The sequence below is a fragment of the Roseateles sp. L2-2 genome (assembly GCF_050613215.1).
GTDB classification, from domain to species: domain Bacteria; phylum Pseudomonadota; class Gammaproteobacteria; order Burkholderiales; family Burkholderiaceae_C; genus Roseateles; species Roseateles noduli.
On sequence record NZ_CP192509.1, the window covers coordinates 3,552,721 to 3,567,258 of the forward strand.

Genomic DNA, 14,538 nt, shown 5'->3' on the forward strand with positions numbered 1-14,538 from the left:
CTTGCCGAGGCAAGCATCTCCTCCCCCGCGTTCGCGGGCTTTACGCCGCTTCTGTAACCGTGAACTGAGGCCGACTCCGGGTCCTTTTGTTCCGTTCACGTTAAGCGCGCCGCCAATAACATTTCCGGGCTAGCTCAAGTTTGTCAATCGGCGTCCGAAAACCGACTGACGGCATCCGGAAGTTCGGCTGCCCGCCAACAACAAGCTGACCCAAATCCACCTCGCGCCTATGGGCGCATCCGCCCCCATAGGTTCACGGAGTTCCAAGATGGCATCGCTGATTACCAACCTGACGACCGACCAGATCGCCGCCCTCACGTCGACGACCCTGGCGCGCCTGACCAGCGAAGACTGGGCCGCGTTCACCACCGAGCAGTTCCAGGCGCTGACGACCTCGCAGTTCGCGACGCTCGGCACCAAGGCCGTCTCGCTGTTCACGACGACCAACATCGCCGCCATCGAGTCCGATGACCTGCGCGCGCTGTCCACCGCCGCGGTGCAGACCTTCACCAGCACGCAGCTGAATGCGCTGGGTTCCGACCAGTTCGGCGCGATGACCACCAAGCAGGTCGGCGCGATGACCACCAGCCAGGTCCGCAACCTGGAATCGGACGACCTGAACGCCCTGGCCTCCGACCAGATCCGCGCGCTGAGCACGCAGCAGGTGGCCGCCATCTCCACCAGCCTGATCGGCGCCATGGCGTCGGACGACCTCCAGGCGCTGACCACCAACCAGATCAAGTCGCTGAGCTCGCAGCAGGTCCACGCCCTCTCCACCGAGGGCGTCGCCGCGTTGGGCACCGGCCAGGCCGCCGCGCTGAGCAGCACGCAGACCGCCGCGCTGACCTCCGACCAGGCCGCCGCGCTGACCTCGGACGCCGTCCACGCGCTGAGCACCGCCGCCGTCCGCGCGCTGGGCACCGACCAGATCGCCGCACTGAATTCCGACCAGATCGCCGCGTTGACGACCGCCCAGATCGGCGCGCTGTCCACGCAGCAGATCCGCCAGCTGGCCAGCGATGAAATCGCCGCCCTGGACACCAACCAGATCCGCGCCATCACCACGCAGCAGATCGCCGCGCTGACCACCGACCAGCTGGCCGGCGTCAACAGCACCGACGTGCAGGCGCTGACGACCGCGCAAGTCCGCGCCCTGAGCTCCTCCCAGGTCGGCGCGCTGAGCACCGACTCCATCGAGGCGATGAGCTCCGGCCAGATCGGCGCACTGAGCTCCACCCAGGTCAAGGGCCTGACGACCGACCAGATGGCGGCCATCAGCTCCGACGACATGAAGGCGCTCTCGACCGCCACCGTCCGCGCCCTGTCGACCGACCAGGTCCAGGCGCTGAATTCGGACCAGATCTCGGCGCTGACCAGCACCCAGATCGGCGCGCTGACGACCGGCCAGGTCGCCGTGCTGTCCACCGATGAACTGAACGCGCTGAACAGCTCGCAGATCCGCGCCCTGGGCACCGCCCAGATCGCCGCGCTGTCCACCGACCAGGTCCAGGGCATGGAGTCCGCCGACGTCCAGGCCTTCACCACCGGCCAGGTCGCCGCGCTGAGCTCGGCCCAGATCGCCGCGCTGTCCACCGACGCCATCGTCGCGCTGACCTCGGGCCAGTTCGCGACCCTGACTTCCAAGCAGCTGGCCGGTCTGTCGACCGACCAGATGGCCGCCATCGAGTCGCAGGACCTGCGCGCCCTGTCGACCGCCGCGGTCCGCTCGCTGACGACCGACCAGTTCGACGCGCTGCATTCCGACCAGGTCGCCGCGCTGACGACCCAGCAGATCTCCGCCCTGACGACCGGCCAGGTCCAGGCCATGTCCAGCGACGACCTGAACGCGCTGGGCTCGGGCCAGATCCGCGCCCTGGGCACCGCCCAGGTCGCCGCGCTGACGACCGGCCAGGTCAACACGATGGAATCCGCCGACGTGCAGGCGCTGACGACGCAGCAGGTCGTGGCGCTGAGCTCGGCCCAGGTCGGCGCGCTGTCGACTGAAAACATCGCCGCGCTGAGCTCCTCGCAGGTCGCCGCGCTGTCGACCAAGCAGATCGCCGGCCTGACGACCGACCAGGTCGCCGCCATCGAGACCGGCGACCTGCGCGCCATGTCCACGACCGCGATCCGCTCGCTGACCACCGAACAGTTCGACGCGCTGAACTCCGACCAGGTCGGCGCCCTGACGACCGGCCAGGTGGCCGCGCTGACGACCGGCCAGGTCCAGGCGATGTCCAGCGACGACCTGAACGCGCTGGGCTCGGCCCAGATCCGCGCCCTGGGCACCGCCCAGGTCGCCGCGCTGTCCACCGCCCAGGTGTCCGCGATGGAAAGCGCCGACGTGCAGGCGCTGACCACCCAGCAGGTGGTCGCGCTGAGCTCGGCCCAGATCGGCGCGCTCTCGACCGAGAACATCGCCGCGCTGAGCTCGTCGCAGGTCGCCGCGCTGTCGACCAAGCAGATCGCCGGCCTCACGACCGACCAGATGGCCGCGATGGAAACGCAGGACCTGCGCGCCCTGTCCACCGCCGCGATCCGCTCGCTGACCACCGACCAGTTCGACGCGCTGGGTTCCGCCCAGGTCGGCGCGCTGACGACCCAGCAGGTCGCCGCGCTGACGACCGGCCAGGTCCAGGGCCTGACCAGCGATGACCTGAACGCGCTGGGCTCGGCCCAGATCCGCGCCCTGGGCACCGCCCAGGTCGCCGCCCTGACGACCGCCCAGGTCAACACGATGGAAAGCGCCGACGTGCAGGCGCTGACCAGCGGCCAGGTGCAGGCGCTGAGCTCCGACCAGGTCGGCGCCCTGTCGACCGAGAACATCGTCGCCCTGACCTCCACGCAGGTCGCCGCGCTGTCGACCAAGCAGGTTGCCGGCCTGACGACCGACCAGATGGCCGCGATGGAAACCGGCGACCTGAAGGCGTTGGGCACCGCGGCCATCCGCGCGCTGACCACCGACCAGATCGCCGCGCTGGGCTCCGACCAGATCGCCGCGCTGACGACCGCGCAGGTCGCCGCGCTGACGACCGCCCAGATCGCCAACCTGACCTCCGACGACCTGAACGCCCTCACGAGCGGCCAGATCAAGGCGCTGTCGACCCAGCAGGTCGCCGCCCTGACGACGGCCCAGGTCTCCACGATGGAGAGCAGCGACGTCCAGGCGCTGTCCACGCAGCAGATCGCCGCGCTGAATTCCGACCAGGTCGGCGCGCTCTCGACCGAGAACATCGCCGCGCTGAGCTCGCAGCAAGTCGCCCCGCTGTCGACCAAGCAGGTCGGCGGCCTGACCACCGACCAGGTCGGCGCCATCGAGACGGTGGACGTCCGCGCGCTGTCGACCAACGCGCTGCGCGCCCTGACGACCGCCCAGATCGACGCCCTGAACTCCGACCAGATCGCCGCGCTGACGACCGCCCAGGTCGCCTCGCTGACGACGGCGCAGATCCAGGCCTTGGCCACGGACGACCTGAACGCGCTGGGCTCGGCCCAGATCCGCGCGCTGTCGACCGCCCAGGTCGCCGCGCTGACGACCGGTCAGGTCAACGGCATGGAATCGGCCGACGTGCAGGCGCTGACGACCCAGCAGGTCGCCGCGTTGGGCTCGGCCCAGATCGGCGCGCTGTCGACGGAAAACGTCGCCGCCCTGACCTCCGCGCAAGTGGGCGCGCTGACGACCAAGCAGGTCGCCGGCCTGACCACCGACCAGATGGCCGCCCTGGAAACGGGTGACGTGAAGGCGCTGTCCACCGCCGCGCTGCGCGCGCTGGGCACCGACCAGATCGAGGCCCTGGGCTCCGACCAGATCGCCGCGCTGACGACCGTCCAGGTCGCGTCGCTGACGACCGGCCAGATCAGCAACCTGACCTCCGACGACCTGAACGCCCTCACGAGCGGCCAGATCAAGGCGCTGTCGACCGCGCAGGTCGCCTCGCTGACGACCGGCCAGATCTCGACCATGACCAGCGACGACGTCGCCGCGCTGACTACCGCGCAGCTGCAGTCGCTGGGCTCGGCCCAGATCGGCGCACTGAGCACCGACGCGATCGTCGCCCTGAGCTCCGTGCAGGTGGGCGCGCTGACGACCAAGCAGGTCGCCGGCCTGACCACCGACCAGATGGCCGCCATCGAGACCGGCGACCTGCGTGCGCTGAGCACCACCGCGCTGCGCGCCCTGACCACCGACCAGCTGAACGCGCTGGGTTCCGACCAGGTCGCCGCGCTGAACACCGTGCAAGTGGCCGCCCTGACGACCGCCCAGGTCGCCGGCCTGGCCAGCGATGACCTGAACGCGCTGAACAGCGCGCAGATCAAGGCCCTGGGCACCGCCCAGGTCGCCGCGCTGACCACCGCGCAGGTCAACACGATGGAATCCGCCGACGTCCAGGCGCTGACGACCCAGCAGGTCGCCGCCCTCGGCTCGGCCCAGCTCGGCGCGCTGAGCACCGACTCCGTCGTCGCGCTGACCTCGCAGCAGGTCGCCGCACTGAACAGCAAGCAGGTCGCGGGCCTGACCACCGACCAGATGGCCGCCCTCGAATCGGGCGACCTGAAGGCGATGGCCACCAACGCGCTGCAGTCGCTGACGGCCGCCCAGCTGGAAGCGCTCGACAGCAACCAGATCGCCGCGCTGTCGACCCAGCAGGTCGCCGCGCTGACGACCGGCCAGGTGAACAACCTGACCTCGGACGACCTGAACGCGCTGACCAGCGGCCAGATCAAGGCCCTGTCGACGCAGCAGATCGCCGCGCTGTCGACCGCCCAGGTCTCCACGATGGAATCGGCCGACGTCCAGGCGCTGAACACCAACCAGGTGGCCGCGCTGAGCTCGGCACAGGTCGGCGCGCTGAGCACCGACTCGATCGTCGCCCTGACCTCGGGCCAGGTCGCCGCGCTGACCAGCAAGCAGGTCGCCGGCCTGACGACCGACCAGATGGCCGCGATCGAGACGGCTGATCTGCGCTCGCTGTCCTCCACCGCCCTGCGCGCGCTGACCAGCGACCAGCTGCAGGCCCTGTCGACCGACCAGGTCCAGGCGCTGACGACCACCCAGGTCGCCGCGCTGACGACCGGCCAGGTCAGCCAGCTCGCGACGGACGATTTCGGCGCCTTCACCTCCGGCCAGCTGCGCGCCCTGGGCACCGCCCAGATCGCCGCGCTCGGCACCGCCCAGCTGGATGCGCTCGGCAGCGACCAGGTCGCCGCGCTGACGACCCAGCAGGTCGCCGCCCTGACGACCGGCCAGGTCAGCAACCTGTCCTCGGACGACCTGAACGCCCTGACCAGCGGCCAGATCAAGGCGCTCACGACCCAGCAGGTCGCCGCGCTGACGACGGGCCAGATCAACACGATGGAGTCCGCGGACGTCGCCGCCCTGGCGACCAACCAGATCGCCGCGCTGAGCTCGTCGCAAGTCGGCGCGCTGAGCACGGAAGCCATCGTCGCCCTGACCTCCACGCAGGTCGCCGCGCTGACGACCAAGCAGGTCGCCGGCCTGACCACCGACCAGATCGCCGCGATCGAGACGGGCGACCTGAAGTCGCTGTCCACCGTCGCGCTGCGTGCCCTGGGCACGGACCAGCTCGACGCCCTGGGTTCCGATCAGATCGCCGCGCTGACGACCGTGCAGGTCGCCGCGCTGACGACCGCCCAGGTCGGCAACCTGTCCTCCGACGACCTGAACGCCCTCACGAGCGGCCAGATCAAGGCGCTGTCGACCCAGCAGGTCGCCGCGCTGTCGACGGCGCAGGTCTCCACGATGACCAGCGAAGACGTCGCCGCGCTGACCACCGCGCAGGTGCAGGCCCTGGGCTCGGCCCAGGTCGGCGCCCTGAGCACCGAGGCGATCGTCGCCCTGGGCTCGGCGCAGGTCGCCGCGCTGACCAGCAAGCAGGTCGCCGGCCTGACGACCGACCAGATGGCCGCCATCGAGACGGGTGACCTGAAGGCCCTGTCGACCACGGCGCTGCGCGCGCTGGGCACCGATCAGCTCGACGCGCTGGGTTCCGACCAGATCGCCGCGCTGACGACCGCCCAGGTCGCCGCGCTGTCGACCGCGCAGGTCAGCAACCTGTCCTCCGACGACCTGAACGCGCTGACCAGCGGCCAGATCAAGGCGCTGTCGACCCAGCAGGTCGCCTCGCTGACGACCGGCCAGGTCTCGACCATGACCAGCGACGACGTCGCCGCGCTGAACTCGCAGCAGGTCGCCGCGCTGAGCTCGGCGCAAGTCGGCGCGCTCAGCACCGAAGCGATCGTCGCCCTGAGCTCCGGCCAGGTCGCCGCGCTGAACAGCAAGCAGGTCGCCGGCCTGACGACGGACCAGATGGCCGCCATCGAAACGGCTGACCTGAAGTCCCTGTCGACCAACGCCCTGCAGGCGCTGACCTCGGCCCAGCTGGAAGCGCTGGGCTCCGACCAGATCGCCGCGCTGACGACCCAGCAGGTCGCCGCGCTGACGACCGGTCAGGTCAGCAACCTGACGTCCGACGATTTGAACGCTCTCACCAGCGGCCAGATCAAGGCCCTGTCGACCCAGCAGGTCGCCGCGCTGACGACCGCCCAGGTCGCCGCGATGGAGTCCGCCGACGTGCAGGCGCTGAACACCAACCAGGTCGCCGCGCTGAGCTCGGCCCAGGTCGGCGCGCTGAGCACCGATTCGATCGTCGCCCTGACCTCGGGCCAGGTCGCCGCGCTGACCAGCAAGCAGGTCGCCGGTCTCACGACCGACCAGATGGCCGCGATCGAAAGCGCCGATCTGAAGTCGCTGTCCACGGTCGCCCTGCGCGCCCTGACCAGCGATCAGCTGCAGGCCCTGAGCTCCGACCAGGTCGAGGCGCTGACCACCGCCCAGGTGGCTTCGCTGACGACCGGCCAGATCAGCCAGTTCGCCACCGACGACTTCGCCGCGCTGACCACCGGCCAGCTGCGCGCCCTGACCACGGGTCAGGTGGCGTCGCTGACCTCGGCGGAACTGGAAGCGCTCGACAGCAACCAGATCGCCGCGCTGACGACCCAGCAGGTCGCCGCGCTGACGACCGGCCAGGTGAGCAACCTGACTTCCGACGACCTGAACGCCCTGACCAGCGCGCAGATCAAGGCGCTGAGCACCGCCCAGGTGGCCGCCCTGACGACCGCGCAGGTCTCGACGATGGAAACCGCGGACGTCGCCGCGCTGGCGACCAACCAGGTCGCCGCGCTGAGCTCCGACCAGATCGGCGCCCTGACGACCGAAGCGGTCGTGGCGCTGAGCTCGCTGCAGGTCGCCGCGCTGACCAGCAAGCAGGTCGCCGGCCTGACGACGGACCAGATCGGTGCGATCGAATCCGGTGACCTGAAGGCCCTGTCGACGGTGGCGCTGCGCGCGCTGACCAGCGACCAGCTCGCGGCCCTCGGTTCCGACCAGGTCGCCTCGCTGACGACGCAGCAGGTCGCCGCGCTGACGACGGCCCAGGTGAGCAACCTGACCTCGGACGATCTGAACGCCCTCACCAGCGGCCAGATCAAGGCGCTGACGACCCAGCAGGTCGCCGCGCTGACGACGACGCAGGTCTCGACGATGGAGAGCAACGACGTCGCCGCCCTGAGCTCGCAGCAGGTCCAGGCGCTCAGCTCGGCCCAGATCGGCGCGCTGAGCACCGACTCGGTGGTCGCGCTGACCTCGGTCCAGGTGGCCGCGCTGTCCTCGGCGCAGGTCAAGGGCCTGACGACGGACCAGATGGCCGCGATGGAAACCGGCGACCTGCGTTCGCTGTCGACGGTCGCCCTGCGCGCCCTCGGCACGGACCAGATCGAAGCGCTGGACAGCAACCAGATCGCCGCGCTGACCTCGGTGCAGGTCGCGTCGCTGACGACGGTGCAGATCGCCAACCTGACCAGCGACGACCTGAACGCGCTGACCAGCGGCCAGATCCGCGCGCTGGGCAACGCCCAGCTGCAGGCCCTGACGACCGCGCAGATCTCGACGATGACGACGGAAGACGTCGCCGCGTTGACCTCCACGCAGCTGCAGGCCTTCGGCTCGGCCCAGATCGGCGCGCTGAGCACGGACGCGATCGTCGCGCTGAGCTCGACGCAGGCCGCGGCCCTGAGCTCGGCGCAGGTCGACGGTCTGACGACCGACCAGATGCTGGCCTTCGAGACGGCCGATCTGCGCAGCCTGAGCACGGCGGCCATCCGCTCGCTGGACAGCGCGCAACTGGCGGCGCTGGACAGCAACCAGATCGCCGCGCTGACGACGCAGCAGGTCGGCGCGCTGAGCACGCTGCAGGTGAGCCAGATGGCCACCGACGACGTGCAGGCGCTGACCTCGCAGCAGATCGTGGCCATGACCTCGGCCCAGTTGCACGCCTTCACGACCGACCAGGTCCAGGCGATCGACTCGGGCGACCTGGCGGCGATCAGCAGCGCGAACATGGTGGCCTTCGGCTCGGCGGACTTCGAGGCCTTCACCTCGGATCAGATCCACGCCCTGACCTCGCAGCAGTGGAGCGCCGTGGGCGCGACGCAGGTGGCCGGCATTGAAACCGCCGACATCGCGTCGATCACCACCGCCGGCATCCATGCGCTGAGCACCGCGGCCATCCACGCGTTCAACACCGACCAGATCGCGGCCCTGAGCAGCGAGCAGGTCCATGAATTCAGCACCGCGCAACTGCGCGCGCTGGGCACGGACCAGATCGCCGCCCTGACCACGGACGACATCGGCGCGCTGACCAGCACGCACTTCGGCACCCTGACCTCGGCGCAGTTCCACTCGTTCACGACGGAACAGATCCTGGCCCTGGACTCCGGCGACATCCACGCGCTGACGTCCACCCAGATCCTGGGCCTGTCGACGGACCAGATCGTGGCGATGACCTCCGACCAGTTCATCGGCTGGGACACGCAGGATCTGGCCGGCATGAGCATGGACCAGGTGCTGGCGATGACCTCCGACCAGAAGGCGGGCTGGAGCAACGAGCAGATCAACGCCCACTTCCTGGCCACCCCGATCGTGCTGGATCTGGACGGCAACGGCGTCCAGACCCTGTCGGCGCAGAACGGCGTGAACTTCGACCTGAACGGCACCGGCCACAACGACAAGTGGGGCTGGGTCGGCGGCAACGACGGTCTGCTGGTGATGGATCGCAACGGCAACGGCACGATCGACAGCGGCGCGGAGCTCTTCGGCTCCGGCACCGAGGTCAACCGCCGCAAGGGTCTGGACGGCTTCGCCGCCCTGGCCTCGCTGGACACGAACCATGACGGCCACATCAACGCCAAGGACGTGGACTTCAGCAAGCTGCAGGTCTGGGTGGACGCCAACCACGACGGCAAGACCGACGCGGGCGAACTGCACTCGCTGGCCCAGCTCGGCATCACCGACCTGAACCTGAACGCGACCAAGGGCACCGACGTCGACAACGGCAACCTGATCGGCCTGGTGTCGAGCTACACCAAGGCGGACGGCACGACGCACGAGATGTCGGACGTGTGGTTCGCCAAGGACGGCGCGACCCAGCAGGTCCACGGCACGACGCGGGAAGCCGCGCCGCAGTTGGGCGACCTGCTCGCCCAGCCGGAAGCCAACCTGCTCGGCGGCGGCACGGCCGCCACCGCGACGGCGGTCACGGCGGCGACCACCGTCGCGGCCACCGACACGGTGAACCACGACGTCATGAGCGCGGCTTACAAGAAGCTGCATGACGACGACCAGAACGGCGCTGTCCCGCTGATCTAAGCGGCAGCACCGGACCGGGGGCCTCGCGCCCCCGGTCTGCCGTTTGCGGCTTCTGAACTGCGCCCACCCGGCGCATGGTCGAAGGCCGCAAACGGCAGACCCGCCAGGTTCCAGTAGTCCCCTCCTCTCCCGCATGGCCACCTTCGACGTCGGATCGCTCACGCCCGAGCAGATCGCAGCGCTCACCACCACGCAGCTCGCGACGCTGACGGGGTCGGAGTGGGCGTTGCTGACCGCCGAACAGGTGGTGGCGCTGACGACCTTCCAGGTTTCCGCGCTGTCGGCGCGCCAGCTCAACTACCTCGCGTCGGGCCAGCTCGGCGCGATGGAGCTGCAGGACGTCCAGGCGATCAACACCGCGGCGATCCGCACGCTGACGACGTCCTCGCTGGCGGCGCTGACCACCGACCAGATCCATGCGCTGACGACGACGCAGATCCCCGCGCTGACCGTGGACCGGCTGCGTCGCATGGACAGCGCGCAGTTCACCGCGCTGGACAGCACGCAGGTCGCGGCGCTGTCGTCGGTACAGGTGCGCGGCCTGGGCAGCCAGCAGATCGGCATGCTGACCACCGACGAGGTGGCCGTTTTCAGCACCGCCTCGATGCAGGTGCTGAACACCGTGCAGATCGGCGCCTTGAGCACCGAGCAGCTCAACGCCTTCGACACCGCCCAGATCGGCGCGCTGCGCGGCAACCAGACCAAGGGCCTGAGCGGCGACCAGCTCAGCGCGCTGAGCACCGAGGCGCTGCAGGCGCTGACCACCGGCGCGGTCCGCGGCCTGAGCACGGCCGCCGTGTCGCACCTGTCGTCCGACGCCGTGCAGTCGCTCGACAGCAGGCAGATCGCCGCGCTGACCAGCCAGCAGTTCCGCACGCTGAGCACCGACTCGCTGGTCGCGCTGACGACGGAGCAGGCCGGCGCGCTCAACACGCTGCAGATCAAGTCGCTGAGCACCGCGCAGGTCGCGGCACTCGAGGGCGAGGACCTCGCCGCGATCGGCACCAAGGGCCTGCGCGCGCTGAACTCGCAGCAGCTGGGCGCCCTGTCCTCGGACCAGGTCGACGCGCTCAGCTCGCGCCAGGTGCAGAGCCTGACCTCGACCCAACTGATCGGCCTCACCAGCGACCAGTTGCCGGCCTTCAGCACCGACGAGTTGCGGCTGATGAGCAGCAGCGCGCTGGTCGGACTGAAGCCGGAAGTGCTGGCGGCGATGAGCGCCGAGCAGCTCGGCGCGCTCAAGACGGTGCAGATCGCGATGCTGACGACGCGCCAGCTGGCCGCCTTCGACACCGACGACCTGGCCGCACTGACGACCGCGCAGATCGCGGCCTTCAGCTCCAAGCAGCTGCAGTCGCTGACGCCGGAGCAGTTCCATTCGCTGACGACGGAAGACCTCGCCGCGCTCAGCAGCACGACCCTGCGCGGCCTGACGCCGGCGCAGCTGGCGTCGCTGAGCTCGGAGCAGCTCGCGGCGATCAGCGGCGCGCAGGCGGGCTCGCTGTCGACGACGCAGTTGCGCGACCTGAGCGACGAGCAGCTGTCGGCGCTGGGCACCGGCGCGATCCAGGCGCTGTCTACGCGCGTGATCGCCACGCTGACGGACCACCAGCTGGACGTGCTGAACTCGGATCAGCTGCAGGCGCTGACCACCAACCAGATCCGGGCGCTCGGCACTGCGCAGTTGGCGGCGCTGACCGTGGAGGACCTGAACACGCTGACGACGGCGCAGTTCGCCGCCTTCACCTCGGCGCAGTTCCGCGGCCTGACGACCGAACAGGTCTCGCAGCTCGAGCCGGAGGACTTCGGCGCGCTGAACGCCACCGTGATCCGTTCGCTGACCAGCGCGCAGGTGCAGGCGCTGGACGTCAACCTGGTCGCGGCCTTCAGCACCGCGCAGTCCTTCGCGCTGAACTCCGCGCAGATCGGCGCGCTGACCGCGGACCAGCTGCTGGTGCTGTCCTCGCAGGCGCTCCAGGCCATCTCGACGCTGGCGATCCGCGGCCTGAGCGCCGAGCAGCTGGACGCGCTCGGCCCGCTCGGCGTGGCCACGCTGCGCGACGCGCAGCTCGCCGCGCTGAGCACGACGCAGGTGCGCAGCCTCGACCACGACAGCTTCAACGCGCTGGGCTCGGCCCATTTCGCGGCGCTGACCTCGTTCCAGCTCGCGGCCATCTCCACCGACGAGATCGGCGCGCTGGCGCCCGAGTTGCTCGCCGGCCTCAAGCCGATCTACCTCACCGCGCTCACGACCGACCAGATCCACGTGCTGAGCCGCGAGCAGGTCGGCGCCTTCGGCAGCGCGCAGACGGCGCTGCTGGGCACCGGCCAGATCGCGGCGCTGGCGCCGTCGCAGATCGACGCACTGTCGACGGACGGCGTGCGCGGCCTGACCGTGCAGTCGCTGCAGAGCTTCACCACGGACCAGCTCAACGCCCTGGTGCCCGAGCAGTTCGCGGCGATGCGCACCAACCAGATCGCCTCGCTGACGACCATCCAGCTGTCGGCGATGGAACAGGCCGACCTGAACGGACTGGACTCGGCCCAGTTCTCGGTGTTCTCGTCGAAGCAGCTGGCCGCCTTGACGACCGGCCAGATCAGCCAGCTGGAGTTCGAGGACGTCGTCGGCCTGAACACGCGGGCGCTGCTGGGGCTGAGTTCGGCCCAGCTCGGCGCGATGAACGTCGACAGCATCGCCTCGCTCAGCAATGCGCAGCTCGCGGCGCTGACGTCGAAGCAGTTGCTGGGACTGACCGCGGAGCAGATCGACCACCTCAGCACCGCGCAGCTCGCGAGCCTGGGCTCGCAGGCGCTGCTCGGCCTGAGCAGCGACCAGTTCGGCTCGCTGGACCTGGATCAGATCGCCGCGTTATCGGCCAAGCAGATCGCGGCGCTGAGCTCGCTGCAGATCGCGGCCATGGACCCGACGGCGCTGGCGTCGCTGTCGACGCTGCAGTTCGCCGCCCTGCGGTCCTCGCAGCTCGCGGCGCTGAGCGGCACGCAGATCGCCGCGCTGGAGACGCAGGACCTCGCCGTCCTCCACACCACCGCGCTGAAGGCGATGGGATCGGACCAGATCGCGCTGTTCAGCACCGACCAGATCGCGTCGCTGCGGCCGGATCAGGTCGGCTCGCTGACCTTCCAGCAGGCGGCGGCGATGCACACGGACCAGATCCAGGCCTTGAGCACGGCGCAGATGCTGGGCCTGACCAACGTGCAGGTGCTCGCCTGGACCAGCGACCAGATCGCGGCGCTGGACGCGCAGGACGTGGCCCTGCTGCCCGGCCGGGCGATCCGGGTGATGGACGCCGGCGACTTCGCGGCGCTGTCCACCGACCAGATCCACGCGATGACCAGCACCCAGCTGGTCGAGATGACCAGCCTGCAGTTGAGCGGCTTCGGGACCGAGGACTACGCGGCCCTGACCTCCTCGGCCTTCCGCGCGCTGGGCACGGCGATGCTGAACGCGCTGTCGACGGACGTTTTCGCGGCGCTCGGTTCCGATCAGATCCACGGACTGACGACGCAGACGCTGCGCGCGCTGCACACCGAGGCGATCGCGGCGATGAACTCCGACGCGATCGAGGCGCTGGACAGCCGCCAGGTCGCCTCGCTGACGACGCAGCAGCTGGCGGCGATCACCTCGGAAGCCTTCGCCACGATGTCCAGCGACGACCTGACGGCGCTGAGCCGCGACCAGGCCAAGGCGCTGACCGTGGACCAGATCCATGCGATCGGCAGCGACGCGATCGTCGGCTTCGAGACCCGCGACCTCGCCGCGCTGAGCATGGACCAGGTGCTGGCGTTCAGCACCGAGACCATCCATGCGATGTCCGGCGCGCAACTGGACGCGCTGTTCCTGGCCACGCCGATCATGCTCAACCTCGACGGCCACGGCCTCGGGACGGTCTCTGCGGCGCAAGGCGTCAGCTTCGACATGAACAACACCGGCCACGCCCAGCAATGGGGGTGGATGGCGCAGGGCAACGGCCTGCTGGCGCGCGACATCAACGGCAACGGGCAGATCGACTCGGGCGCGGAGCTGTTCGGCACCGGCACCGTGCTGGCCAACGGGAAGCATGCCGCCAACGGCTACGAGGCGATGCAGGCCCTGGACGCCAACAGCGACCACGTGCTGAACGCGCTAGACGCCGGCTTCAGCCAGTTGCGGATCTGGGCCGACGCCAACGGCAACGGCAAGACCGACGCGGGCGAGCTCAAGTCGCTGGCGGAACTCGGCATCGTCGAGCTGGACCTGAACGCGCAGGCCAGCTCGACCGTCGATCACGGCAACCTGATCGGCCTGATCTCCGGCTACAAGACGGTGGACGGCGTGACGCACCAGATGGGCGACGTCTGGTTCTCGAAGTCGACGGACGGCGCGGGCGCCTCGGCGGCTTCGGGCCTCGACGCGCAGGCCGCCAAGGCGCATCTCGCCGCCGAGGACCTGCTCGCGGCGCCGTCGGCCACCACGACCGCCCTGCTGACGGACGCGACGCACACCGCGGCGGCGGCGGCCAGCGCGTCCGGCACGGACGGCGCCTCCGCGGCCGCCTTGTCCGCCACGCCGGCCGCCACGGACGATTCGGCACAGGTCGTGCATCACGCCGCGATGGCGGCGCTTCACGCCACGGCCAGACGCCTCGAAGACGACAGCGCCGCGCCGCTGCTCTGATCGCACGCCGCCGAGCGCGTGACCTGCCGCCCCAGCCGTTCGCACCAGCGGCCGTTCGATGCCGCGGCGACGCCTGTCCGCTCCCAGGACCTCGCCCGTCTTATGCATCTTTGAGTGGTTGTCACGACGAACCTCGAAC

2 protein-coding genes are annotated in these 14,538 nt (G+C 70.0%); both read left to right on the top strand.

What is annotated here, in order from left to right; all coding sequences use genetic code 11:
- Window positions 1-268 precede the first annotated feature (268 nt).
- A complete protein-coding gene (locus tag ACQZ13_RS15930) occupies window positions 269-9,724 on the top strand; it encodes a hypothetical protein (protein ID WP_431046050.1) in 9,456 nt (3,151 codons plus the stop codon).
- Window positions 9,725-9,857: 133 nt separating this feature from the next.
- The gene (locus ACQZ13_RS15935) at window positions 9,858-14,399 is read left to right on the top strand and encodes a hypothetical protein (RefSeq protein ID WP_431046052.1); all 4,542 of its coding nucleotides are present in this window, start codon (window positions 9,858-9,860) and stop codon (window positions 14,397-14,399) included.
- Window positions 14,400-14,538: the final 139 nt, after the last annotated feature.

Bases quoted from the DNA above. Each gene is read 5' to 3' on its own strand.
- ACQZ13_RS15930 (WP_431046050.1), top strand. From the start codon at position 269: ATGGCATCGCTGATTACCAACCTGACGACCGACCAGATCGCCGCCCTC.
- ACQZ13_RS15935 (WP_431046052.1), top strand. From the start codon at position 9,858: ATGGCCACCTTCGACGTCGGATCGCTCACGCCCGAGCAGATCGCAGCG.